Annotated in this window: 24 protein-coding genes and 1 tRNA gene; 16 read left to right on the plus strand and 9 right to left on the minus strand. The window is 50.3% G+C overall.

Annotated elements, in window-relative coordinates:
- Positions 1-80: 80 nt before the first annotated feature.
- Genes OXH18_RS14220 through OXH18_RS14240 form a run of 5 tightly spaced genes read left to right on the plus strand, consistent with a single transcriptional unit; the run spans position 81 to position 3,704 of the window.
- Positions 81-965: a DUF4382 domain-containing protein gene (locus tag OXH18_RS14220; RefSeq protein ID WP_268607756.1), complete on the plus strand. Its 885-nt coding sequence runs from the start codon at positions 81-83 to the stop codon at positions 963-965.
- Positions 962-1,480, plus strand: a complete 519-nt coding sequence (locus OXH18_RS14225; RefSeq protein WP_268607757.1) for a carboxypeptidase-like regulatory domain-containing protein — start codon at positions 962-964, stop codon at positions 1,478-1,480. Before OXH18_RS14220 ends, OXH18_RS14225 begins: the two co-directional genes overlap by 4 nt.
- 3 nt (positions 1,481-1,483) lie before the next feature.
- Positions 1,484-2,134 (plus strand): cobalt transporter CbiM, encoded by a 651-nt coding sequence (cbiM, locus tag OXH18_RS14230; protein ID WP_268607758.1) that lies wholly within the window; start codon positions 1,484-1,486, stop codon positions 2,132-2,134.
- Positions 2,131-2,943: a cobalt ECF transporter T component CbiQ gene (gene cbiQ, locus OXH18_RS14235; protein WP_268607759.1), complete on the plus strand. Its 813-nt coding sequence runs from the start codon at positions 2,131-2,133 to the stop codon at positions 2,941-2,943. The genes cbiM and cbiQ overlap by 4 nt, the downstream gene beginning before the upstream one ends.
- Positions 2,943-3,704, plus strand: coding sequence for an energy-coupling factor ABC transporter ATP-binding protein (locus OXH18_RS14240; RefSeq protein WP_268607760.1), 762 nt, complete (start codon positions 2,943-2,945; stop codon positions 3,702-3,704). Before cbiQ ends, OXH18_RS14240 begins: the two co-directional genes overlap by 1 nt.
- 73 nt (positions 3,705-3,777) lie before the next feature.
- Here the strand turns inward: OXH18_RS14240 and OXH18_RS14245 are convergent, their stop codons facing one another.
- From OXH18_RS14245 to prfB, 3 genes are all read right to left on the minus strand, one after another.
- Complete coding sequence (locus tag OXH18_RS14245; protein WP_268607761.1) at positions 3,778-4,176, minus strand: carboxypeptidase-like regulatory domain-containing protein; 399 nt, start codon at positions 4,174-4,176, stop codon at positions 3,778-3,780.
- 27 nt (positions 4,177-4,203) lie between these two features.
- The gene (locus tag OXH18_RS14250; RefSeq protein WP_268607762.1) at positions 4,204-4,773 is read right to left on the minus strand and encodes a hypothetical protein; all 570 of its coding nucleotides are present in this window, start codon (positions 4,771-4,773) and stop codon (positions 4,204-4,206) included.
- 259 nt (positions 4,774-5,032) lie between these two features.
- Positions 5,033-6,158 (minus strand): peptide chain release factor 2 gene (prfB, locus tag OXH18_RS14255; protein WP_268607763.1). Its coding sequence is split into 2 segments (ribosomal slippage): positions 5,033-6,082 and positions 6,084-6,158, totalling 1,125 coding nucleotides; the frame shifts between segments, so codons are not numbered across the junction.
- 464 nt (positions 6,159-6,622) lie between these two features.
- Here prfB and OXH18_RS14260 point away from each other — a divergent pair.
- Positions 6,623-7,810 (plus strand): NAD(P)H-quinone oxidoreductase subunit H, encoded by a 1,188-nt coding sequence (locus tag OXH18_RS14260; RefSeq protein ID WP_268607764.1) that lies wholly within the window; start codon positions 6,623-6,625, stop codon positions 7,808-7,810.
- Positions 7,811-7,968: 158 nt separating this feature from the next.
- On the opposite strand, the gene ypfJ is transcribed toward OXH18_RS14260, so the two are convergent.
- Positions 7,969-8,832: a KPN_02809 family neutral zinc metallopeptidase gene (ypfJ, locus tag OXH18_RS14265; RefSeq protein WP_268607765.1), complete on the minus strand. Its 864-nt coding sequence runs from the start codon at positions 8,830-8,832 to the stop codon at positions 7,969-7,971.
- 305 nt (positions 8,833-9,137) lie between these two features.
- Complete coding sequence (locus tag OXH18_RS14270) at positions 9,138-12,686, minus strand: choice-of-anchor I family protein (protein ID WP_268607766.1); 3,549 nt, start codon at positions 12,684-12,686, stop codon at positions 9,138-9,140.
- Positions 12,687-13,288: 602 nt separating this feature from the next.
- Here OXH18_RS14270 and OXH18_RS14275 point away from each other — a divergent pair.
- On the plus strand, positions 13,289-13,543 hold the full coding sequence (locus OXH18_RS14275; RefSeq protein WP_268607767.1) for a hypothetical protein: 255 nt from the start codon (positions 13,289-13,291) through the stop codon (positions 13,541-13,543).
- A 160-nt stretch (positions 13,544-13,703) separates the two neighbouring features.
- Positions 13,704-13,892, plus strand: coding sequence for a CsbD family protein (locus tag OXH18_RS14280; protein WP_268607768.1), 189 nt, complete (start codon positions 13,704-13,706; stop codon positions 13,890-13,892).
- A 57-nt stretch (positions 13,893-13,949) separates the two neighbouring features.
- Here OXH18_RS14280 and OXH18_RS14285 read toward each other — a convergent pair whose 3' ends face one another.
- Positions 13,950-14,951, minus strand: a complete 1,002-nt coding sequence (locus OXH18_RS14285) for a diacylglycerol/lipid kinase family protein (protein WP_268607769.1) — start codon at positions 14,949-14,951, stop codon at positions 13,950-13,952.
- Between the two features lie 332 nt (positions 14,952-15,283).
- Here OXH18_RS14285 and nuoH point away from each other — a divergent pair, with 332 nt between their 5' ends.
- The 6 genes from nuoH (at position 15,284) to OXH18_RS14315 (ending at position 19,290) form a co-directional block, all read left to right on the plus strand.
- Positions 15,284-16,402, plus strand: a complete 1,119-nt coding sequence (nuoH, locus tag OXH18_RS14290; protein ID WP_268607770.1) for an NADH-quinone oxidoreductase subunit NuoH — start codon at positions 15,284-15,286, stop codon at positions 16,400-16,402.
- Positions 16,403-16,493: 91 nt separating this feature from the next.
- A complete protein-coding gene (ndhI, locus tag OXH18_RS14295) occupies positions 16,494-17,090 on the plus strand; it encodes an NAD(P)H-quinone oxidoreductase subunit I (RefSeq protein ID WP_268613187.1) in 597 nt (198 codons plus the stop codon).
- Between the two features lie 27 nt (positions 17,091-17,117).
- Positions 17,118-17,738, plus strand: coding sequence for an NADH-quinone oxidoreductase subunit J (locus OXH18_RS14300; RefSeq protein ID WP_268607771.1), 621 nt, complete (start codon positions 17,118-17,120; stop codon positions 17,736-17,738).
- Between the two features lie 23 nt (positions 17,739-17,761).
- On the plus strand, positions 17,762-18,067 hold the full coding sequence (gene nuoK, locus OXH18_RS14305; RefSeq protein WP_268607772.1) for an NADH-quinone oxidoreductase subunit NuoK: 306 nt from the start codon (positions 17,762-17,764) through the stop codon (positions 18,065-18,067).
- A 145-nt stretch (positions 18,068-18,212) separates the two neighbouring features.
- Positions 18,213-19,136: an NAD(+) kinase gene (locus tag OXH18_RS14310; protein WP_268613188.1), complete on the plus strand. Its 924-nt coding sequence runs from the start codon at positions 18,213-18,215 to the stop codon at positions 19,134-19,136.
- A gap of 82 nt (positions 19,137-19,218) precedes the next feature.
- Positions 19,219-19,290: transfer RNA gene (locus OXH18_RS14315), tRNA-Lys, on the plus strand.
- 323 nt (positions 19,291-19,613) lie between these two features.
- On the opposite strand, the gene OXH18_RS14320 is transcribed toward OXH18_RS14315, so the two are convergent.
- Positions 19,614-19,859, minus strand: a complete 246-nt coding sequence (locus OXH18_RS14320; RefSeq protein ID WP_268607773.1) for a hypothetical protein — start codon at positions 19,857-19,859, stop codon at positions 19,614-19,616.
- A 482-nt stretch (positions 19,860-20,341) separates the two neighbouring features.
- On the opposite strand from OXH18_RS14320, the gene OXH18_RS14325 reads away from it, so the two are divergent.
- Positions 20,342-20,539, plus strand: a complete 198-nt coding sequence (locus tag OXH18_RS14325; protein WP_268607774.1) for a hypothetical protein — start codon at positions 20,342-20,344, stop codon at positions 20,537-20,539.
- A 90-nt stretch (positions 20,540-20,629) separates the two neighbouring features.
- Here OXH18_RS14325 and guaA read toward each other — a convergent pair whose 3' ends face one another.
- Both guaA and cbiD read right to left on the minus strand, forming a co-directional pair.
- Positions 20,630-22,177, minus strand: a complete 1,548-nt coding sequence (gene guaA / locus OXH18_RS14330) for a glutamine-hydrolyzing GMP synthase (RefSeq protein WP_268613189.1) — start codon at positions 22,175-22,177, stop codon at positions 20,630-20,632.
- A gap of 159 nt (positions 22,178-22,336) precedes the next feature.
- Positions 22,337-23,488 carry a cobalt-precorrin-5B (C(1))-methyltransferase CbiD gene (cbiD, locus tag OXH18_RS14335; protein WP_390904395.1) on the minus strand — a complete coding sequence of 384 codons (1,152 nt, stop codon included), beginning with the start codon at positions 23,486-23,488 and terminating at the stop codon, positions 22,337-22,339.
- Positions 23,489-23,741: 253 nt separating this feature from the next.
- Between cbiD and moaA the strand changes: the two genes are divergently transcribed.
- A complete protein-coding gene (gene moaA, locus OXH18_RS14340; protein WP_268607776.1) occupies positions 23,742-24,734 on the plus strand; it encodes a GTP 3',8-cyclase MoaA in 993 nt (330 codons plus the stop codon).
- Positions 24,735-24,930 lie beyond the last annotated feature (196 nt).

Raw genomic sequence — 24,930 nt, forward strand, 5'->3', positions numbered from 1 at the left:
ACGATCGCGGTAAACTTTCGTTTCTGAACCTTGCAGAGTGTGTTGGCGATTGATGTATCGATAAAAACAAGATTAGGTTTATGAATAAACGATTGATTTTCTTGACAACATTCGTGGTAATGAGCGCAATTGGGGTACAAAGTTGTGCTGGAGGAACCTCTCCTCAAGCAGAAGCCCCAACAAACGAACCGGCATCGCCCACGCAGCAAGCAACTGCACCGACGTCTGACGAAACTGGCACATTACAGATTCGAGCCAACGGAGAGGATTTTATCCGACAAGGATTTGTTTCTAAAGACGGATGGCAGATTGATTTTGATCATGTCTATGTCAACTTAGATCAAATTACAGCCTATCAAACTGATCCTCCCTTTGACCCAGAAGCTGATCAGTCCATTGATGCCAAAGCGCAAACCGAAGTTCGATTGGAAGGAATCAAAACGATCGACCTAGCTGAAGGCGGCGAGGATGCAGAACCCATTTTAGTTGGTGAAGTCGAAGCACCCGTCGGACGTTATAATGCATTGTCCTGGCAAATGGTGAAAGCCCCCGATGGGCCAGCAGCGGGGTATCCATTAATGTTGCAAGGCACGGCTAGCAAAGATGGACAATCCGTTGACTTTACCCTCCGCTTTGATGAGGAATTGAGCTTTACCTGCGGTGATTTTGTTGGAGACGAGCGCAAGGGCATTGTACAAGCTGGACAGACGGCCGACTTGGAAGCCACCTTTCACTTCGATCATCTGTTCGGCGATGCCGATACACCCGCAGAGGATGCACTGAATACGGGCGCACTAGGGTTCGATCCCTTGGCGGCGATCGCTGAAAATGGTCAACTGGACGCTGATCTCGCTACGCTAGAGAAGCAATTATCCCCCGAGGATTACACGAAATTGGTAGAGATTCTGCCGTCATTGGGACATGTGGGAGAAGGACACTGTCAGGAAACTACGCTTACATCATGAAACTCATCATTCGGAAAACAGTTTTACCATTCCTCAGTCTGCTGTGTGTAATGGGTTGGCAGACTAGAACCTCTGCGCATGGTGTAGTGCTTGATTATCAATCGACTCAAGCCTATGAGATTCAGGCCGCTTATGATACTGGCGAACCCATGGACAACGCACAAGTGGTCGTATTTTCGCCCGATGATCCAGCAACCCCATGGTTAACCAGCACTACTGATGCCCAAGGACGGTTTCTTTTTAGTCCCTCTGCACCGGGTAATTGGGAAGTGCAAGTGCGGCAGGCTGGGCACGGCGACATCTTAGTCATTCCTGTGGAGACTGGCTCCGTTCAGCCAGAAGCTGATGCTGTGTCTACAGCAGAGACTAACGATACTCCGTCCACTGACAACTCATCACCTACGGCTATTGCTGGAACGAGTGGGTACTCGCCGTTGCAAAAGAGCCTGATGATTGGAGCCGTGATTTGGGGCTGTGTGGGAACGGCGCTGTTCTTCTCGCGTGGCAAGAGATAACCTATGCACATCCCTGATGGTCTAGTTCCGGCTCCTGTGGCGATCGGTGGTTATGCCTTGACTGGGTTAGCCACTTGGTACTCGTTGCGGCAAATTAACCGCCGACCCGAACCGACCGCTGGCATTCCCAAAGCAGCCTTATTGACTGCCGCTTTTTTTGTAGCTTCGTCGATCCATGTTCCGATTCCACCTGCGAGTGTACATTTGGTGTTGAATGGTTTGCTGGGTGTGGTACTGGGCTACTATGCTTTTCCAGCAATTTTGATTGGTCTATTCTTTCAAGCGGTAATGTTTGGCCATGGTGGACTGACAACTTTGGGTGTCAATGCCGCCATGATGGGGATTCCAGCCCTGCTGGCCTATCACCTGTTTCGGGTATACCCGCGATTTGAACAAGCGTTGAAACCGAATTGGGCGATCGCATGTTTTGCGTTTCTAGCTGGTGCATTTGGATTGGGACTAGCCACACTAATTTTTCTGATTTTGATCATCACAACAATTCCGGCTGGATTTGATGCGGCCACTGAGCAAACGGCCGTGTATGGACTGGCGATCGCACACATTCCCTTAATGATTCTCGAAGGCATCTTTACAGCAATGCTGGTGTTGTTCTTGCGGCGCGTCAAGCCAGAGTTGCTGAAGGGTGAAATATGAGACTAGAGTTAGATGAGTATGCTCATCTCAAGTCATGGCTGCATCAATGGGAGCCTCGATGTAAACTGATTGGGCTAATGGCAATCATGTTTGCGTTCGCCTTTGTAGAAACATTGCAGCTAATTCCCTTTATGTTAGCGGTCACGGGTCTGCTCTATGCCCTCTCCAGACTACCCCTAACATTTTGGTCTACTCGCATTCGTTATCCTGGACTATTTTTGTTAGGCGTAGTGGCGCTATTGCCGTTTATGTCAGGGCAAACAGTGATCTGGAATTGGGGCCTTTTAACTCTGCGACAGGAAGGGGTAATGGCGGTCATTTTAATTGCCAGCCGGTTTCTGTCTATTATTACCGTGAGCTTAATTTTGTTTGGCACAACGCCATTCCTGACAATTGTGAAAACTATGCGATCGCTGGGGCTACCGACTATTCTGGCGGATATGCTGTTGCTCTCCTATCGTTATTTGTTTGAAATTGCCGAACGCTTGACCCAAATGCGGCGATCGATGCGATTGCGGGGATTTCAAAGCCAACGAAAGCAGCGCTGGTTGTTTCCCCATTGGCAAGACCTGAATCGCTTCGCCAGTTCGACAGGAACCTTGCTAGTGCGCAGTTATGAACAAGCCGAACGAATTTACAAAGCCATGCGATTGCGAGGATACGGGAATCAGTCACCCCAACAGCAAAACTTCATTCCTCCCGCTCAATCTGTCGCTAAAGCCAGATTTGCCCATCCGTGGAGTGTAGTAGGATTAGTGCTATCACTTGTGGTTGCAATCAGTTTCGTGGTCACAGAGGTCATTCTGTAATGCAAATTCGATCATCTCAGCAATTTACTGATTCTCCATCAATAGACCCTACGATTGCAATCACAGATTTGTGCTTCTCCTATCCAGATAACCCCGATGTTCTTCGTCACATTACACTCAATATTTGTCAAGGCGATCGAGTCGGTCTCATTGGCTATAATGGCTGTGGTAAAACCACGCTATTTCTGCTAATCTGCGGTGTACTCACGCCCAGTTCCGGTGAAATTCGCCTGCTAAATCAACGAGTTCGTCCTGGAACGTTCTATCCAGAAATTGGGTTAGTTTTTCAAAATCCTGACGATCAACTGTTCTCTGCATCGGTTTGGGATGATGTTGCCTTTGCACCCCAGAATATGGGTCTATTGGATGACGAAGTCCACCAACGGGTGACTGAAGCCCTTGCCATTACAGGCGTACAAGAATTAGCCACCCGCCCGCCGCATCATTTGTCGGGAGGGCAAAAACGGATGGTGGCGATCGCAGGCATATTAGCCATGCGTCCGCAAATTATCATCTACGACGAACCGACCGCCAACCTTGATCTGCGCGCTCGTCGTCGCTTGATTCAATTCCTTCAACAGTCTCAAGAAACCCTGTTGATTGCCTCACATGATCTAGAATTTGTGTTGGAAGTTTGCGATCGAGTTGTGCTGATGGATGAGGGACAAATTGTGGCAGACGGTAATCCTCGTCAACTGATGAGTGACATCGAGTTAATGGAGAAGCATGGATTAGAGCGTCCCTATTCCCTGCGTCCCTGATTGACTAACAAAACCTGGAACCGCCCTCCCTCTAACTCCTCTTCCAGTACAAACGTAAAAACCTCAAATGACATCAAATGACAAGATTCATAAAACCGCTGTGCCCCGTTTGCTCAACGCGAACAGTCCATCGCCCCCGCTGAGTCAGATCTGGCGTGAACGTATATCGACCTTGTGCATCCAGCGTTCCGGTTTGCCAAGGTGTGGATGGATTACCAGGTGCAAAAATATTGACCTGTGCTCCTGACATCGGCTCTCCAGTGCTGTACATTCCAATGATTTCGATCGAGGTAATCTGTGCACCAGTCGGCAAATCATCAGCCGTGTAGGTTGTTTCTCCGCTTAACGTTTGAGCACGAATATTGGCGCTGAGTCCAACTTCGTGTGCAATGACCGTTGCAACCATCGTTAGCACAAACAACGGAACGAGAAAAATCTGTCTCAGAGACTGCATCATGTATGTTATTTTCATCTTTCTTGTCATCGCGCATGACACGCATTACACATCACAGGCAGTAACTCCTTCGGCACAATAAAGACTCCACCACGGATCGAGCCGCGTTGTATCTGCCTCACCCGTACTCATATTCAGCAAGCTTTCAAAGTCAGTACCTTCGCCACCATAACGCATGTGCATGTGGATAGGTTCACCATGTGGGGAACGCAAAATCACATATTGAAATCCGCTACAGGCTGGATCAGTGGATGTTAACTCAAACAAATCCCAGATCGAAGTTTGAAACTGAGGATAATAGAACGGGTCAGGAGCCGCCCCACGATAAGTATATTGGCAGTTCTCAGCGATCGGTTCTTCACCTTGCAAATCGCGGTAAAAAGAAAACTGCTCCATTTGATAAAATTCAACTCGGGCCGGATTGCGAGGATCGTGAAGCGATGAGGGCACCGAAGTATCGAGAGTAAATACACCATCTACTCCTAAATGGGGAACATCCGCATTGGGTGACTCAAGCTCGATCGCGGGTGCAGCGGTTTGGGCTATGGTGCGTTCCGCACTCACCCCTATCATTGCAGCCACGATCGCTAAACCTATTACAGCAAATTGTTTCATATTTTTAAAGTCTACACACCCCAATCACACACTGATACCTTGATCAGCGCTCAGACGCTTGAATGAACAGCGCCAATTGACTCTAACGCTGAGTGTATAGGGTTGATCCTGAGTTTTCTATGCCCCCATCCGGGATTTCGGAAGATATGTTTCTAGTTCGTCGCGGATTTCTACCTTTAGGAAGAGCCACCAGATAAATGGGCAACCAACGCCAGACACCCTAATTCCACATCCAACCGTCCTACTCGCTCTTGGAGTTCTACACTTGTCCAGCCTCAACTAACTGATTTTCTTGACGCAAGCAGCTTTCAATAAACGGATCAATCGCGCCATTCATCACATCCTCGATCGCCGTTGTTTCTTGACCTGTGCGCAAGTCTTTGACCAGTTGGTAGGGATGGAACACATAGTTGCGAATTTGATTCCCCCAAGCAGCTTCTACCATATCACCTCGAATATCGGCGATTTCCTTAGCGCGTTGTTCTTGAGCAATTACTAACAGCTTGGCCTTAAGCCGGGCCATGGCCTTTTCTTTGTTTTGCAGTTGCGATCGTTCTTCTGTACAACGCACCGCAATCCCTGTTGGAATGTGCTTCACCTGCACCGCTGTTTCAACTTTGTTGACATTCTGCCCACCTTTGCCGCCCGATCGCGATGTAGTCACCTCTAAATCTTTTTCAGGAATGTCTAAGTCGATCGACTGGTCTAGAACAGGCATCACTTCCACACCCGCAAAGCTTGTCTGACGTTTACCATTAGCATTGAATGGAGAAATACGCACCAGACGATGGGTACCCTTCTCAGACTTGAGATACCCATAGGCATAACGCCCTTCTATTTCCAGCGTAGCTGACTTGATGCCCGCTTCGTCGCCTTCCGAAAGTTCAGTCAGCCTAACCTTGTAGCCGTGCGACTCACTCCAGCGCTGATACATTCTCAGCAGCATCTCGGCCCAATCTTGAGCATCGGTTCCACCCGCCCCAGCGTTAATTGTCAAAACAGCATTTTCGGCATCATATGGTCCAGACAATAGCTGCTGTAATTCCCATTGATCAAGTTCACGACTCAGGTGGGTAATGTTAGATTGAGCCTCCTGGAGAAGTGCTTCATCCATTTCTAACTCCAGCAACTCCAGGATGGCTTTTGTGTCGCCAATACTGGTCTGCCAGCGCTCTAGCTGCTGCATATGAGATTTCAGATCGTTCAATTCTTGCAAGATACGCTGAGCACTCGCTTGATCGTTCCAAAATTCTGGTTGAGCCGCTAGTTGTTCTAGATCTTCAATCTTGGCAGTGAGGGCAGGCAGGTCAAAGATAGTCCTGGGTTTTACCCAGGCGGTCAGACAACACGTCAAGCTCGCGCTTCATTTCTAACGTATCTAACATATTGCTTCTACAGTCTCAAAAATAAGTCCCAATCGTGATCAGCGCACCGTTGGTGAACTGGCCCTGCAAAGGCTCACATCGAGATCCATTATTGCTTAACTTCTACAAATGTTGCTAAAACGATCGCCCTCGTTGCCGCTACCTCTCCAATCCCCCTTTTCCTATTCTGTTTTCGGGTCAGTGCTGGTTCAACTCGCTTTCCTTATGGGTGCTATTCCGAAGAACAATCCAGGTAGGTCACGTTGTTCCTATTTTTCTCGCGATCGATCCTTATAATTAAGAAAGGTGAATAGACGCTCAGACGGCTTAGCCCTTACCGGTTTTCTAAGCTGGTGGGCAAACCACTCTGCTCAGGCGTTGGATGAGAAGACTCAAGTAAGAAGACTATTGACTGTTGACTGGTTCCACTCAAGCCAGTGCTATCACAACTAGCCGATGCGATCGCAAGGGGAGACAACAAACCTATGACAATGATCGAAACCAAAACCGAGCCAATGGTGATTAACATGGGCCCTCACCATCCCTCGATGCATGGGGTGTTGCGCCTCATTGTCACGTTGGACGGGGAAGATGTCGTGGACTGCGAGCCAGTCATTGGCTATTTGCACCGGGGCATGGAAAAAATTGCCGAAAACCGCACCCCCATTATGTACGTGCCCTACACCAGTCGATGGGACTACGCGGCTGGTATGTTCAATGAAGCGGTGGTGGTAAATGCGGTTGAAAAACTGGCAGATGTAGTCGTACCCAAGCGGGCTAGCTACATCCGCGTCATTATGCTTGAACTTAACCGCATTGCTAATCATTTGCTGTGGCTTGGCCCCTTCTTGGCAGACGTGGGCGCACAAACGCCCTTCTTCTACATCTTCCGAGAGCGTGAACTCATCTATGATCTCTGGGAAGCGGCAACGGGCTATCGCATGGTCAATAATAACTACTGGCGAGTTGGCGGCGTGGCTGTTGACTTACCCTACGGTTGGGTTGATAAGTGCGAAGATTTTTGCGATTACTTCTTGCCCAAAGTCGATGAGTATGAAAAGTTGATCACCAACAATCCTATCTTTCGTCGCCGTATTGAAGGGGTAGGGACAATCACTCGCGATGAAGCGTTGAACTGGGGCTTGTCAGGACCGATGCTGCGTGGCTCTGGGGTGAAGTGGGATCTGCGCAAGGTCGATCACTATGAGTGCTACGACGATTTTGATTGGGAAGTGCAGTGGGAAACCGCAGGGGATTGCTTTGCGCGTTATCTGGTGCGAATTCGGGAAATGCGCGAATCAGTCAAAATTATTCGTCAGGCATTAAAAGGGCTGCCGGGTGGTTCCTACGAGAATTTGGAAGCCAAGCGGATTGCTGAAGGCCCTAAATCTGAGTGGGTAAAAAGCCCTGACTATCAATTCATTGGCAAGAAAGTAGCGCCGACATTTAAGATTCCTAAGGGCGAAAACTATGTACGCATTGAAAGCGGCAAAGGCGAACTGGGAATTTATATCATTGGGGATGATAATGTCTTCCCATGGCGATTCAAAATTCGAGCAGCAGATTTCAACAACCTACAAATTCTGCCGCATGTGCTTCGAGGGGTAAAGGTAGCAGATATTGTGGCAATTTTGGGCAGCATTGATATCATTATGGGATCGGTCGATCGCTAATGACATCCTGATGCGATCGGGCGTGACGAATTGATCGTGTTAATTCTCATTAGGGGCGGTTTTCACACCGCCCTTATGTATGAGGGCATGGAGCTTGCAGTGCAGAAAGGGTCGGGCCGGGTCAACTTCTTTGGGGTAACTTATACTCCCCGACTTAGCTAGAGGCTAGTGGTGTTAAACGTATCGCACTGATTGATGTCGCCAGTTTGAATGCCGCGCTTAAACCACCGCACCCGTTGTGCTGAGGTGCCGTGGGTAAATGATTCTGGCACTACGTATCCTCGAGCCTCTCGCTGCAACCGATCGTCACCAATGGCGCTGGCCGCATTGAGCGCTTGTTCGATATCACCAGGTTCTAGCGAGATATTTTGCCCCGATCGATCGCCGTGATAAGCCCAAACGCCCGCTAAACAATCGGCCTGTAACTCTAACCGCACCGAAAGCTGATTGGCTTGCTCTTGTCTGACCCGCTGCTGCATAGCTTGCACCTGTCTAGAAATGCCCAGTTGATTTTGCACGTGATGCCCCACCTCATGGGCCACTACATAAGCACGGGCAAACTCTCCAGGAGCACCATGCCGACGTTTTAGATCTTCAAAGAAACTCAAATCAATATAAATTGACTGATCGCGGGGACAATAGAACGGGCCCATCGCGGCCTGAGCATAGCCGCAGGCCGACTGCACCGCTCCGGAAAACAAGGTCAGCGTTGGCTCTTGATAATTTTCTCCAAGCTGCTGTCGGAAGATAGTATTCCACGTATCCTCGGTATCTGCCAGCACAACCGAGGTCATTTCAGCCATTTCCTGATGTTGGGGAGAGATTTCGGTTTGCGTTGGATAGGAATTGGGACCAGAACTAACTTGATCCAGGACGATCGATGGGTCGCCGCCCAGCAGCATCACCAGCAGTGCCAGCACGATCGTACCAATGCCACCACCTACCGCGACCGCACGGCCACCACCGCCCCGCCCCCGCAAATCTCGAACATTGCGACTGCGACGCCCCATTTGCCACTTCATAGTCCCTCTCCTGTCTGCTTTAGCTAAATTCGATAGTTCTAATCAAACCGATATAAATACAACGCTGATTTTAAAAAGAATTGAATGGTTGTAATTTTACTATTAACAGGTCAGTGCTCACTTCAGGAGTAATGCGACATACCAATTAAATTAATAGTTCATCAGGCGTAAAGTGGTGGGTTTCCTTACTAACTTAGAAGTTACAGGTTGATTGCTTTCGAGTTGAGCATGACCTGAGCGGGTTCTGCCAATGAAAAACCGGGAGAAATTCCCCCGGTAAGTGCTGAAGTTTATTGATGTTTAAGCTAGCTTCCGTTAGCGGCGCCAGCGGCAATCGGTGAGGTCAATCCCGATGTTAGCGGCGTATCACTGGGTTGCAATAAATTGATTCCCGCACTAAACGTAGCCGCATTCGTAACACCAGTGACAGGCTCAGCCATAGCAGTTCCAGCACCGCGATCGATTGTTGCCACCTGTGACGATTGAGTGGTTGCAGTTCTGGTGGTGAGATTGTTGAGCAACGCATCATCGCTATCTCCATTCAGCGTGATCCGCACCAGTAACGGATCATGATCGCTAGCTTGATTGGAGAATTCTGCATTGACGTGCACCGCATCAAATTCGCTGCGATCGGCCAGGTTATTACTCACCAAAATATGATCGAGCGACTGGGAATTGCCCTGGAAAATGTAACTATAGCGCTCATTTTCGGGCAGCGTGTTGGTGAGGTTGGTCAGACTACGCTCTAGGATAGTTAGCGGCGAGATGAACTCGAATTCGTTCAAATCTCCGGCTACAACCACATTTGCATCGGGATTCTCGGCGGTGATGCCATCGACAAAGCTTCTGACTGATCGCGCTTGGGCCCGACGCACATCTACATCGCTGTTCACCGCTGGATTTTCCTGCAATTGGTCAGCGGGTTGAAGTTGCCCAAACAACGGAGCACTGCCGCCTTTAGACGAGAAGTGATTGTTGACCACCGTTACGTCTTCACCATTAAAGGTGAAGGTAGCCGCGAGGGGCAACCGACTCCCGAAGAAGGGATTATTCTCATTGGTTTGCTGATCGGCTGGATCGGTGACGGTGCGCAACGAGCCTTCCACGAAGCTAACGCGATCGGGATTGTACAGGAAAGCATTGCGAATGTTGCCGCCGGGTTGACCACCGCTGGTGCCGTTGCCAATGAACGGATTGTCGATGTAGGCATAGCGAATGCCGCTGATGGCTTCGATGCGATCAATTAACTGTTCCAGGGTTTCGCTAGCCGAGGTGACAGCGCTGATTTCGGCTCCGTCGTTATCCTGGATCTCTTGCAAGGCCACAATATCCGGCGAGTTGAGGTTATTAACAATGTGAGCGGCGATCGCGTCAAACTGCCCACTGCCAATATCGTCATCTACATCGTTTTCACCGCCTTCAGTCAGGGCCGGATCTTCAATTTTGGGATCTAAATTGAGAACATTGTAGCTAGCGATCGTCAGTTGCGTATCTGTGCCTCGCAGGGCGGAAACTTCCGGCTGAAGGGTGGAATCGCTGGGAGTGAAAGGTTCGGTAACGTTGACTTCGTAGTTACCAAAACTATAGCCGACAACGCCTGTGACATCCCCCAGTCGAGCACCCACGTTCACAGTTTGCTCAAACCCAGGCAACAGATCATCATCAAACTGTACTTGAACTCGCTCTGGGTTGAAGTCGTTGGGGCTAATGTTAATCGTGCCGCGATCGCTAACGCCGGTAGCGTTTTCGCCATTATCAGCCAAGGTGAAAATTTCGCCAAACTGATTCGTGGGGCTAACGGCCACAGCATCCCGAACCGTAACGCGCATTCCTTCCAAACTTTCGTAGAAATCAATGCCGTCTTCGTCGGGGTCAAAGGGGCTATTGTTCAGCCCTTCGGGAGTGGGGGCCGTCGCATCATTGTTGATGATTTCGGTGGGTGGAGTGCGTCCTTCTGCGCCAATAATCGTGGCAGTGGGCAGGGGATTGCCGCTGGACAGCACTTCTACGCTGATATCACCGCTGATCTGCGTAATCGACAGATTGCGGGTAGACTCGCCGCCCGGCTGAAACTCGCTGACCGTGCCGCTGACTTGCACCGCATCGCCCACTTGTACCGTCGGGGAATTCCCTGTAAACACGAAGATCCCCTCAGAAGTGGCGTCGTTGTCGTCAGGGTTGGGGTCTTGCAAATAGAAGCCGTTGCTATCTACAGCAGTGACAACGCCGGGTACGTCTGTCACGTCTTGACCCACCAGCGGCGAGACGTGGGCCGCACCTTGAATATCACTGATGCGCACGGGGGGATTCACCTCAAAAATGGCGGTAGTATTGCTGACTTCATAATTGACCACCAGCAGCGGCGTTCCGTTGGGGCTATCTTCCGCCGAGATAAAGGTCAAGCCTTCGGGTCCGGAATCGCCCTGAATCTCTTCAGCATCGCCGCTAAAGTCACGGGTGTTGATGTATTGCACAAACACCGGTCGATCGGGATTTGTCACCTCGTACACCATAATGCCGCCGACACGCTCCAGCCCGACAAAGGCATAGGTGCGATCGTTAATTCGCGCCGTGACCACGCCTTCCGGTTCTGGACCTTTGTTGTCGCTGCGGGTATCGAAGGTATTCTCATCGTTATCCGAGTTGAAGTTATCGGGAAGCGTAGCCGCCGTAATTTGCTCAAAGTCATCGCCGCTGTCGTAGACCAAGTTGCCCGCCGCATCACGAATCGAGAACGATCGCCCACCATAGGTGAATACTTGATCGAAATCACCATCGCCATCGGTATCGCCCATGGTGCTAGTGACAATCAGCCGTCCCAAATTTTCATCGGCTTGCAGTTCAGCCGCATTGGGAAAAGCCGTCGGGTCGAGGGGAAGATCGCTGAAACGCACTTCTTCGTTGAAGAGATCGCCTTCTGCCTGACCGGGCACTTCCTCATCTCCCGTTGGACGAATCCGCGCATCGCCCTCATTGGCAGTGATGTAGTAAGTTTGCCCGCCTGCGGTGAATGTGGCGATCGCATCCGGCTGATACATGCCAAACACTGGCTGATTGCGGATGTTAATTTCCCCATCAGCATCGCTGGCATCCAAGCGATTATTGCCCTGAGTGTAGTCTTTGTAGCCCAAGGGTTGAATAGCCGTGACGGTGCTGGTAGCAATATCCACAACAGCAACGGCATTGTTTTCTTGCAGCGTCACATAGGCGGTGCTGCCATCTGCTGAAATCGCAATGTATTCGGGTTCCACATCTTGCGCCACGGTGGCATTGGGTCCCAAAATGCGCACGCCATTGGCTTGCAGTTCCGTTTGGCGATCGTTAAATGCACGAAAGTCTGCCGTGCTGACGGTGGCGTTTTCCACCCCGTTAAACAGATTAATAATGCTAACCGAGCCTTCCGGGTCAACAGTATAGTCCTCGCTGGGTTCGCCTTCATTGGCAACGAGAACCTTGCTACCATCGGGCGTAAAGGTCAACATATCGGGCAAAGCCCCGACTTCCACTGCATTCAAGAACGTGCCATCGGTGCGGAAGAATACCACCTTGCCAGCCTCGGTGACAGGCTCGGCTTCTACCGCTACGGCTACAATGCCATTGTGAATGGCCACGCTATTGGCTCCGGCTCCGTATTCAGAGATATCCAGCGTATCCACGAGGGTGGGGTTGGTTGGATTGCTCAAATCCAGAATTTCTAGATCTGTACCGCCCGAAATCACAAACAATCGCTGAGTGGTGGCATCATAGGCAGAAATCTCCGAGCCGCTTCCGGCAAAACCGCCAATTTTCGTCAGAAATCCAGTCTGATTAGACAGTGAAGGACTGTCTGGTTGAGAAGGTTGCAATGCCGACATAAGCTCTGAATGATTAACCGTGTTATTAGGTAGAGGACACTATAGACAAGCTAGACAAGCTAATTGGGACAATCGACACCGATCGCAGAGAGACCGCAGTGACGAACCGCTAAAAGATAAACCAGCTAAACTCTCTGGGGAACATACGGATATTGAATTGATACCTCTGCGTTGCCGCCACGCCACTGTCATAGCTTGCGTCTAGCACCCTACCATCCGTATTCCGCTTTCGTTAAGTTTGCTGGACTACACGAAGCATTAAGACTGTGTGAAGTGATACAGTTTTGTCTCCAAGGTCGGATCGATGCCAGCGAAACGTCATGATTTCTGTGACAAATGTGACTTGATTAACCGATCGGACTCTGATACTGTGGAGCGTTAAGGCTATCTTGCTTTAAGAGGTGGATAGCCCGGATTCCTGGAGGCAGAATAAGCGCTGGAAAGGGAGAGCACCACCAATCCCTAACCAGCTAACCTCTTAACCTGTGCATAGCAGGCGAGAGGCTAGGCTCATTGTAGTCCTAGTCTGTCTCAACTTGCTTCCTTGCAAAAGGGGGCTGTCTCTAGGTTTTCCTCTGCATATCCTAGAGGTCTAAAATCTCATGCCACAATTTATGTCGTTTGACTCCGACGAGTCTAGTTTTGTGTTGCCATCAGCCCGTCATCGCGAGTCCGTCAAGCTGATTTTGATTGGTAAACCAGAACCCGTGACGATCGTGATTGCCAGCTTGCAAGTGAAGGGGTTCACCGATGCGGGCAACTGGTCGCGTCCATTGCAACCACCCGAAACCACCGAGGCCTTGGCGCGATCGGTGGGTGAAGTCATGCGGGTCTATAAGCACTACGTCAGCTTGTAAAGCCCACCCAAAGTCCGATCGAACTGGCTCTGTCCCAAGATGGAGATCTAGCACCATACTGATGGAAGATGTGAATTCCTCAAGTCAACTTCATACTGAAGATGGAGCCGAAATGATTTAAACCTTCTCGCGCTCATCAATCTTGTAAAGGAGACAACATATGAGTATTGAAGATCGAGCTAATGCTGTTGCCAAAAACATCGAAGGTAAAGTCCAAGAAGCCGTTGGTAATCTAACTGGCGACACGAAAACCAAGAGCGAAGGTCAAGCCAAGCAAGCAGAAGCAGCAGCCATGCATGCTGTAGAAGATGTCAAAGATACAGCAAAAGACATCGTCGATAAAGCGTAAGCCACTTGTAAGGGCGATTCGCAAATCGCCCTTACCTGATCTGATACGTTTTCAATTTCAATTTAGGGTCAGCGATGCAATCGTAGATGGGTGGGTTGGAACAATGACGCGCAGTGCTTGCTTGACCGCTTTCATTGTGACAGGCAATTCGCCGATCGGTTGTCCATCCACATGAACTGGCAGTTTTGCCCGTGCAGACAGGCGCACTTCTGCCACCCGATAGGTTTCAATTTTGGGGTTATAGTGGTGTTGTCCTAAATTAATTGACCAGAAATGACGCAACAATTCCCATTTGCTGAAGTTACGAAATACGCTAATGGTGAGTAATCCATCATTCAGTGCAGCATCTGGCGCAACGGTAAATCCACTGCCATAGTATGGCCCATTGGCTATGACAACTAATAACGCTAAGCGCTGCAACTCGTATCGTTTTGCAGCAAGGCGTTGCCACAACCTGCGTTTTGTGGGGTGGGTCGTCAAATCAGCAACATAGCGAGCCTCAGCGATCGATCGATCAAATCGCATCCGGATGCGCTTAGGCTGATAGTTCAACGTCAACGTAACCACTTGCCAGAGCCGTTGCCACCGTCCCCCCTTAATTTCTTCACCCAACGGAAATAGTACTGCATCCAGCCCAACCCCTGCCGCCTCAAAAAAATAGTGCTGGTTATTAGCAACGCCTACATCAATGCTCACAATTTGCCCATGAATCACGACTTGGCAGGCATCCATGATCTCGAGGGGAAGGTTCAAGCTATGAGCAATGTTGTTGTACGTACCGATCGGTAAAATTCCTAGTGGCATGGAGGTGTGTAACAAGCCTTTGGCCACTTCGCTCACGGTTCCATCACCACCTGCCGCAATTACCAAATCATAGGCTTGGGTCAATGCTCGTTGCGCCAAGGTTTTTGGAGAAGTGCCGGATTCCGTTAAAACCACGTCTGTGGTAATCCCCCCCGATTGCAGAGCCGAGACGATCGACGGCAACTGCTCCACGTTCACGGGGTCATCTCCGACAGTACCCGATGTCGGATTTACAATTAAACAGGCCCGCCGCATCACACCCTCCACAACTACCTGAAACTAGTTCACTGGAACGGCACAGACCTCTCTGTAGACCGATAGGTAAGGTAGACTGACTGCTTGCTAGTTTGTCTAGACTTAAGCTTTGCCTCCTTCAGTGTAGCGTGTGTGCCGAATGCACTATTAGACAGACCAACTAGGCGATCGCCCCTCTCCTCTCGTTGCAGTGGCATAATTAAGAACTGCTTATGCAAATTCCCAGAACTTCTTCTATGTCGCAACACCGTGTAACAAACCTGGCAACGGTATACTAAGGCAGGAGGTTCTGCTAAGAATCTTCACACAGTTGATCGCCTATTGCGGGAAACATGAGTCCAGGAATTGATTTACAAGGAAGTTTCATCCAGCTACTCGAAGGGTTGGGTTTGCCTCATGGGGCTGCCAAAGCCGTTTGGATACCCCTGCCCATGGTCGTCATCGTGGCGGCTGTCACAGTCTTAGCATTAGTTTCAACATGGCTTGAACGAAAAATTTCGGCAGCGGCTCAGCAGCGCATTGGCCCAGAGTTTATGGGCCCCTTTGGGATGCTGGTTCCAGCGGCTGATGTGATCAAACTGTTGTTCAAAGAAAATGTGTTGCCAGCTAAAACCGATCCCTGGTTGTTTATCCTGGCTCCCATTCTCGTTTTCGTCCCGGTCTTTTTGTCTTATCTCATTGTTCCGTTTGGGCAAAACCTCGTTATTACCGATATTAATGTCGGCGTGTTTCTGTGGATTGCCCTGTCCAGTGTGGCTCCGATCGGCTTGCTGATGGCAGGCTATGCCTCTAATAATAAGTACTCTCTGTTAGGCGGGCTGCGGGCGGCGGCGCAATCGATTAGCTACGAGATTCCACTGGCGCTGTCGGTGTTGGCAGTTGTCATGATGTCCAACTCGCTGAGCACGATCGACATTGTGGGTCAACAGTCAGGCTATGGCATCTTGGGCTGGAACGTTTGGCGACAGCCAGTTGGGTTTTTGATCTTTTGGATCGCAGCCTTAGCTGAATGTGAGCGCATGCCCTTTGACCTGCCCGAAGCTGAAGAAGAACTGGTAGCTGGCTATCAAACTGAGTACAGCGCTGTCCGTTTCATGCTGTTCTATGCGGGTTCCTACGCCAACTTGGTGCTCTCCTGTTTGCTAATTGCGGTGCTTTATCTGGGCGGTTGGGAGTCGCCAATTCCAGTTGGCTGGGTTGCTAATGCCTTGGGCGTTAGCGAAGCCACTCCCTGGCTACAGGTCATCACAGGTAGCTTGGGTATCGTCATGACCCTGTTCAAAGCCTACCTAATGATTTTCCTGGCGATTCTGTTGCGCTGGACAGTGCCACGGGTTCGCATTGACCAGTTGCTAAACTTGGGGTGGAAGTTCCTACTCCCAGTTTCCCTAGTGAATCTGCTGCTTACGGCTGGATTGAAGCTGGCCTTCCCCGTTGCCTTTGGTGGATAGTGTATTGAAAAGTTAAACGCTGAAGAGTTTTATTTCTTACCTTTCCTGTTCCCCTCGCTTGCTGAACTTGACTTCTCACGAGAACACTATGCTGAAGTTCCTCAAACAAGTCGGTGATTACACTAAAGAGGCGGTTCAAGCTGCCAAATATATTGGTCAAGGATTGTCTGTTACCTTCGATCACATGCAGCGCCGCCCGATTACAGTGCAGTATCCCTACGAGAAATTAATTCCGTCGGAACGCTTTCGCGGCCGCATTCACTTTGAGTTTGATAAGTGCATCGCCTGCGAAGTTTGTGTCCGCGTTTGCCCCATTAACTTGCCGGTTGTGGATTGGGAATTCAATAAAGAAACGAAGAAGAAGAAGCTGAATCACTACAGCATTGACTTCGGAGTTTGCATTTTTTGTGGCAATTGTGTCGAGTTTTGTCCCACCAATTGTCTATCCATGACTGAAGAGTATGAGTTGTCAACCTACGATCGCCACGAACTGAACTACGATAACGTGGCGTTGGGTCGTCTGCCCTACAGCGTCATGCATTCTGACCCAATGGTGACGCCGCTGCGTGAGTTGGCTTACTTGCCTAAAGGGGTGCTTGACCCCCATGCCTTGCCAGAGGGCACTCGTCGGGCGGGTAGACTGCCGGAAGAACTTCTGCAAGAACAAGAGCGCGCAGACGCCAAATAACTATAAGAGTAGGGAGATCGTATTGCCGTGAATTTAGCCGACGGAGTTCAACTCGTATCGTTGATCGTGCTAGCCGTGATGATGATCGGCTCAGCCCTAGGTGTTGTTTTGCTGTCCAATATTGTCTATTCAGCGTTTCTGCTGGGGCTTGTTTTCACCAGCATGGCTGGCATTTACATTTTGCTGAATGCCGGGTTTGTCGCAGCAGCGCAGGTGCTCATCTATGTGGGCGCTGTCAATGTTCTGATTTTGTTTGGAATTATGCTGGTGAACAAGCGGGAAGATTTTCTTCCGGTGAAGAACGCCTGGATTGGCAAAGCAGCAACCGCGGCTGTATGTCTGGGGTTGTTTGTCTTGCTAGGCGCGATGGTGCTTTCAACTCCATGGGCATTGTCAGCGGCAATTCCGACGGGTGATGACGCCATGGTTGTCATCGGTAAGCACTTCTTCAGTGATTTTCTGTTGCCGTTTGAACTGGCCTCGGTTCTGCTATTGATGGCGATGATTGGGGCGATCGTGCTGGCGCGTCGCGATTTTCTGCCAGACGAACTGGCCGAACAGAATGGTCGAGGTTCAACGGCTTTGACCTTGCCGGAACGCCCCCGCGAGCTTGTTTCCAGCGGTGTCTCCAGCAGTAAGGAAAATTAGAATACTTTGTGGTTGATTGAATTATGCAGCTTCAATACTTCCTGATTTTGGCGGCCGCTTTGTTTTGCACAGGCATTTTTGGCTTGGTCACTAGCCGCAACGCGATTCGAGTGTTGATGTCGATCGAGTTGATGCTGAACTCGGTGAACCTAAACCTGATGGCATTCTCCAACTATCTTGATCCAGAGCGCATCCGAGGGCAGGTGTTTGCCGTGTTTGTCATCTCAATTGCCGCTGCTGAAGCGGCAGTGGGGTTGGCGATCGTGCTAGCCATTTACCGCAACCGCAACACGATCGATATGGAACAATTCAACTTGCTGAAGTGGTAAGGGAGGATTGAGCCGGATAAAGGATGAATTTCATCCGTCGATCACAGCACCTTTGTAGAATGAAACGATGAAGCCACACAGATGTTGTGCAAGCTTCATCTTGGTTTTTATCCTTTATCCTTCATCCGTTATCCTTGATTTAGACGTGGAGCTAAACCAAGTTATTGTTGTCCACAAGGCTCATGATGCTTACAGCAAGCAGTGGGCAGAGAAATGTGCTGCTCAGCTAGAACAGCGCAATTGTCGGGTCATGCTGGGCCCTAGCGGACCGAAAGATAACCCCTATCCCGTGTTTTTAGCGTCGGCTCAGCAACCGATCGATCTGGCGGTGGTATTGGGCGGAGATGGTACCGCCTTGGCAGCGGCTCGGCATTTAGCATCCGACGGTATTCGGATTTTGGCAATCAACGTGGGTGGGCATTTGGGGTTTCTCACAGAGCCAGCTGACACATTAATGCAAGACCCAGAACAAGTTTGGGATCGCTTGTTGCAAGATCGGTTTGCAGTACAGCGGCGGATGATGCTACAAGCCATGACCTTTGAAGGCAACCGCACCAATCTAGAGCCTGTCAGCGATCGCTACTTAGCGCTCAACGAAATGTGTGTCAAACCGGCCTCTGCCGATCGCATGATCACTTCCATCTTGGAGATGGAAATCGATGGGGAAGTGGTCGATCAATACCAGGGCGATGGGCTGATCATTGCAACACCGACAGGTTCTACCTGCTATACCGTAGCTGCCAGTGGGCCAATTTTGCATCCAGGCATGGACGCCATGATTGTGACGCCCATCTGTCCCCTCAGCCTCTCTAGCCGCCCGATTGTCTTACCCCCTGGATCGGTGGTCAGCATTTGGCCACTGGCCGATCGCGACCTACACACCAAACTGTGGATGGACGGAGTATTAGCTACAGCCATCTGGCCAGGGCAGCGCGTAGACATCCGCATGGCCGATCGGGCCGCCGAGTTTATTATCTTGAAGGAAAACTATTCCTATTACCAAACCCTCCGGGAAAAGCTACACTGGGCAGGGGCGCGGATTCAGTACAGTAATAATCATCGCAATTAAGCGATTCAAAAAACTGCCCTGAAGAAGTTGCCATATTGCCCCCATCCTGTGTTACCGTTATATACGGTCGAAAAAACGACGCGGGTCGCTAGCTCAGTGGTAGAGCACTCGGCTTTTAACCGATTGGTCCTGGGTTCGAATCCCAGGCGACCCATTGAAGACTGAAATACACATTAGGAAATACACATTAGACATTCGTTTTTCCGATTTTAGCGAATGACTGCCTTCGACCTAGCTTTGGGCTACGGCTTAGTGTCATGACCGAACTCCCAGTTTTGAGCAGCACTCCCTTAGCGCTAACCGTTCAGCAAGTGTTTAGCTGGCTCGTTTTTGGCTAGCGATCGTCATTCGCGTTTGCAGCAGTTGGATAGGGGAATGGTGCAATGATAGCCACCACAGCGAAATAGAGACTCGTTGCCGATTCCCGATTCCCGACTAGTCATTCCCCATTCCCGACTCCCGACTCCCTAACCCCTCCTACCGATCGACATAGCGCTTGTAAATCCGCATAATCTCTCCGGGTTCTCGCACCGTGGCTTGTTGAATCTGGGCATAGGGCAAGGCCCGTGACCAGTTTTCCACCCGGCAAAACCCGCAGTGGTACAGATGGGCGATTGTGTGCTCCACATCCTCCGGTTGTCCAATCATCAGAATTTTGACGGCGCGGCGCTTAGTTCTGATCGATCGTGTATCTTCTGATGGAATATCAATGAAGTCAGCCATAGTGAAAACTCCTAGTTTCGGTAAGGAAACTAGAAGCTAAATTCGATTCACCATTGCAGCAGGATCTGTCAGCTAGATGAGATAATCTCTTCTAGCCTTAGACCGGCTATGCCCCGGTTTAAGGTTAGCTGGTTAGGGTCGCTGCGAACTTCCCTAATCAGCGCTCCTAGAATTCAGCTTCTAGGTAGTTTGCTGTTTAGATGACAGCTACCTTTGATAGAAGAAAAAGATAGCCTTGACTTCTGAGGCTATCACTTTGCCGTGTAATAATCAAGCGCTTTCAAGCAGGAGCACATGAACTATGTACGAACCACTGCTGCGGGATATCTACGCGCTCAGTTGAATGCTATCAATACCGTCTGACCTCAAGCCCTCAATAGAAAATCTTTGGCGAGCTATTGGGAGGTGGCGTATTGCACGGCAAAAGCTCCATCTCTATTCTCATACCCGCTATCCTGATGGTGTAGAAACGTAGCCTGACCATGCAGTTTCATTTGTTGCAATCAGAATGGGACGGCATTACCGTTGAATACGGGCAAATGCTGGAAACAGGAGAATTTGATGCGGAGATGCCTCGACATGGCGTGGCAGTGGCGTTTGCGCCGCACGATCGCGTTACTTGGTCTGTTGATGGGGGCGATCGTAAAACGACACCCCGTTGTTTGGTAAAGTTTTACTGACCAGGGCTACGTCTCACAAGCGTTGTCTGAGCCATTGCTAATACCCCACTAGCCTAACGCCGCGGCTAGTGGCTGTATTACTTCTACTGATTATTCCCATTCGATCGTCCCCGGTGGTTTGGACGTAATATCGTAGACCACACGATTGACGCCAGCCACCTCATTGACAATGCGATTGGAGATAGTTTCCAACAAATCATAAGGAACCCTGGCCCAGTCTGCGGTCATGCCATCTTCACTGGTAACAAGCCGCAGCACGATCGGATAGGCATAGGTGCGTTGATCGCCCATCACCCCCACACTACGAATTGGCAATAGCACGGCAAATGCTTGCCATAGGTCATGATAGACGTCGTTGCGGTTAATTTCCTGGCGCACAATCAAATCAGCATCGCGCAGAATCTCTAGACGTTCGGCGGTGACTTCGCCCAGGATGCGAATCGCCAAGCCAGGACCCGGAAACGGATGGCGACGGACAATTTCTTCTGGCAAGCCGATCGATCGACCAACTTTTCGCACTTCATCTTTGAATAATTTGCGCAACGGTTCGACCAGCTTAAAGCGCAGGTCTTTGGGCAACCCGCCGACGTTATGATGGCTCTTGATCTTCACCGCCACCCGCTCGCCAGTTTGGGGATCAACGTTGGTATCGGCAGATTCGATCACATCGGGGTATAGCGTGCCCTGCGCCAAATAATCAAAGGGCCCTAACCGTTTAGATTCTTCTTCAAACACACGGATGAATTCATAGCCAATGCGCTTGCGTTTCTCTTCCGGGTCGGTGACTCCGGCAATAGTAGCTAGGAAGCGATCGCGAGCATTCACATACTCCACCGGAATATGGAACTGTTCACGGAATAGCTTCAGCAGCCGCTCCGGTTCGCCTTTGCGCATAAAGCCCTGATCGATAAACATACAGGTCAACTGATCGCCAATGGCGCGATGTAGCAGAAACGCCAGCGTTGAAGAATCCACGCCGCCTGACAACGCCAGCAGCACCCGTTTGTCGCCAACCTTAGCGCGAATTTCGCGAATGGTTTCTTCCACAAAGGCATCGGTAGTCCAAGTGGGCTGACAGTTGCAAATGTGATAAACAAAATTGCGAATGAGCGCTTGCCCGCCGATCGAATGCACCACTTCTGGATGGAATTGCACCCCATACAGTTTCTTACCATGATCGGCGATCGCCGCGCATGGAGTATTTTCAGTATGGGCCAATAACTCAAACCCCTCGGGCAGATGCGCTACCGAGTCGCCATGACTCATCCACATCGTAGCGCCATCGTCCACATTGGTGAGCAAATCCGTGGGGTCGTCAATATACAACGATGCCTTGCCATACTCTCCCCGCTCGGCGCGTTCCACACCGCCGCCTAACTGCTGTACCATCAGTTGCATTCCATAACAAACACCCAAAATAGGAATACCCAATTCCCAAATTCCAGGGTCACAGTGGGGTGCCCCTTTGTCATAGACCGAACTCGGCCCACCCGATAGGATAATGCCCTTGGGGTGTAGTTGTCGGAGTTGTTCAGCCGTGGTTCGATAGGAAAGTACCTCAGAATAGACTTGCGTTTCCCGAATGCGACGGGCAATCAACTCGGAATATTGCGAGCCAAAATCGAGAATGACAATCATTTGGCGGCTGAGTTGATCCAGAGAAGAGGGCTGTGGAGGTTGTTCAGTTTGAATCACCGCTGAGATCCTACCTTAGAGGCTAATGAAGGCTAATAAACGAACAAACATAGCTTGAATACAACGGTCTAGGTACGAGCAAATTAAACAAACATAAGAAATTTAAAAGTTCTGAATATTGTAACTATATTGGCAAATCTGAGGGAATATGGCTGCGGCTGTTTTGCTTTGCGTAATTCGTTGACGTTGTCGATCGAACAGAACACACCCGACCTGTACCGAGCGCTCACTGTGGGTTTGAATGTAAGCCTTAGCCCGCCGATCAATCTCCTGAGCGATCGAGCCATATATCAGTTCTACCCAATCACTACCGCCAGTGACATCTAATTGGCGCAAATGTTGCAGAGCAGCTTCTGCGGTGGCGCTTTGAAATACTGCTTGTACCTCGGTGGTGGGTAAGCCCAAGTTCGCACAGTGGGCTGCCAAAATTTCCTGTCGGGCATCTGCCACATGATGATGGGTATGAAAAATGCCGCCCGCTAGTTTGATCAGTTTACCGTGATACCCAAACAGCACGATCGATCGCACCCCTTGCAGCCCTGCTTCCACCAACATCGACCCCAACCAATTCGCCGTTTTAATCAGGCGATCGGACTCGATCCCTAGTTGCTTGGCTAAATCTAGCCCATTCTCGCCAATGCAAAACACTAGCCCGTCATACCAATCTTGCCGCTGCCGCAATTCCTGTTGATAGAGTGCTAGCTGTCCGGGGGCGCTCAGGGGTTGGGCAATACCAGAGGTTCCCAACAGCGATAAGCCTTCTACTACTCCAAACGCGGCGTTCGAGGTGCGTTCGGCCAAGCGCTTGCCCTCTGGCAGAATAATCGTCACTTGAATCTGTTCCATCGATCGCCGCCAGCGCTGCAAATTTTGCTCCAGCAATCGCCGGGCATAGGCATAGATGGCAGGTTGCTGATCTTGATGCACTTGCTTGCCAATCCCTTCACCACCTTTCAGCAGAATTGGGGGTTGGGGATTGGGGGTTGGGGGCGTGATTTGCTCGACTAGGGCCCAGACGGGTGTATTGCGGGTCAAATCTAGGTTATCGCCGGGATCGCTACGAGTAATGGCTAATGCGGAGTTGGGACCAAGGCAAGCGACTTGTTCGATCGTCACATCCACTGTCTCGGCGGGTTCAATCAAATCAACCGAAACGCAAGAGCAAGAGTCATGATGCAAATGTCGCAGGGCGGCGATCGCCGCTGCACAAGCAAACACTGGTAAAGTATAGCCCGATCGAGGTTGAGAATTAATTGTCAAGGAGTCAGGTTTTTACAGGGGTACTATGGTGGAGTAAACAGCCCGAACGATCAACGAAGTCTTCTATCGAGTGTAGCGTCTGATATTCCGTTTGAGAGCTAGGCTGAAATAATAGAAGCTATCGATTTCGCTTAGCCCTGCCCGATTAAGTGGTCGCGTGCATTCGTTAGGATCAGTGTTAAGTGACTGTTCAGTTTCCCGCAAGTGATTTCAATTCACCGTTCACAATTCTGTCTCAGTGCCTACCGTGAATCCAATTGTTGACTATCTGCGCATCAGCTTGATCGATCGCTGCAACTTTCGGTGTCAGTACTGTATGCCTGAAGGCGAAGAATTGACATACCTTCAGCGGCAAGAGGTGTTGTCGAATGATGAACTGTTGACCTTGCTGCGAGATGTGTTGATTCCCTGTGGATTTACGCGCTTTCGTTTGACGGGCGGCGAACCGTTGTTGCGTCCGGGCGTGGTGAATTTGGTAAAACAAATAGCGGCGCTGCCACAAACGCAGGACTTGTCGATGACCACAAATGGCTTCTTGTTAGCAGATATGGCACAGGACCTTTACAAGGCTGGACTGCGGCGTATTAATATCAGCCTTGATTCTCTTGATCCGGCGACATTCGATCGCATCGTTGGTCATCGGGGTCGATCGCAGTGGCAACGAGTTTGGGACGGCATTCAGGCGGCCTATCAGGTTGGGTTTAATCCGTTGAAGCTGAATGTGGTCGTAATTCCCGGTGTCAATGATCAGGAGGTATTAGACTTGGCTGCCCTCAGTCTCGATCGCCATTGGCATGTTCGCTTCATTGAGTTTATGCCCATTGGCAACGCTGATTTATTCAACCATAAAGGCTGGATTGATTCGGAAACCCTGCGGCAGCAAATTCGCGATCGATGGGGGCTAACGGAGGGACAAGTGCAGGGGAACGGCCCGGCCGATGTGTTTCAAATTCCGGGAGCGAAAGGCACGCTGGGGTTTATTAGCCAGATGTCAGAATGCTTTTGCGATCGCTGCAACCGCATGCGTCTCTCGGCAGACGGCTGGTTGCGCCCCTGCTTACTGAATGAAATTGGGCAACTGGATCTGAAAACAGCCCTGCGATCGGGCGTCCCTCTCGCCGAATTGCGATCGCAAGTCCAAAGCCTATTAGAGCTAAAACCGGCTATTAACTACAAACAGCGAGAGTCTGGCACGATCGGACAAGCCTACAGCCGCACCATGTCTCAAATTGGCGGCTAATGTTGAGTTTTGGGGCAACTGTCGAGTCAACTTACAAGGGCTTCCATAAGTGATGATCGGGCGACAGATCAAACCCCATGCGTTGATAAAACTCGAAAGCGCGATCGTTTGTCTGAACAACCTGTAGTCCCAACGCCACCGCCTTCCCGCGAAACTCTGCCTCCAACCACTGAAAAAAAGCCGCACCAATCCCTTA

The organism is Thermocoleostomius sinensis A174, from assembly GCF_026802175.1.
GTDB lineage: Bacteria > Cyanobacteriota > Cyanobacteriia > Elainellales > Elainellaceae > Thermocoleostomius > Thermocoleostomius sinensis.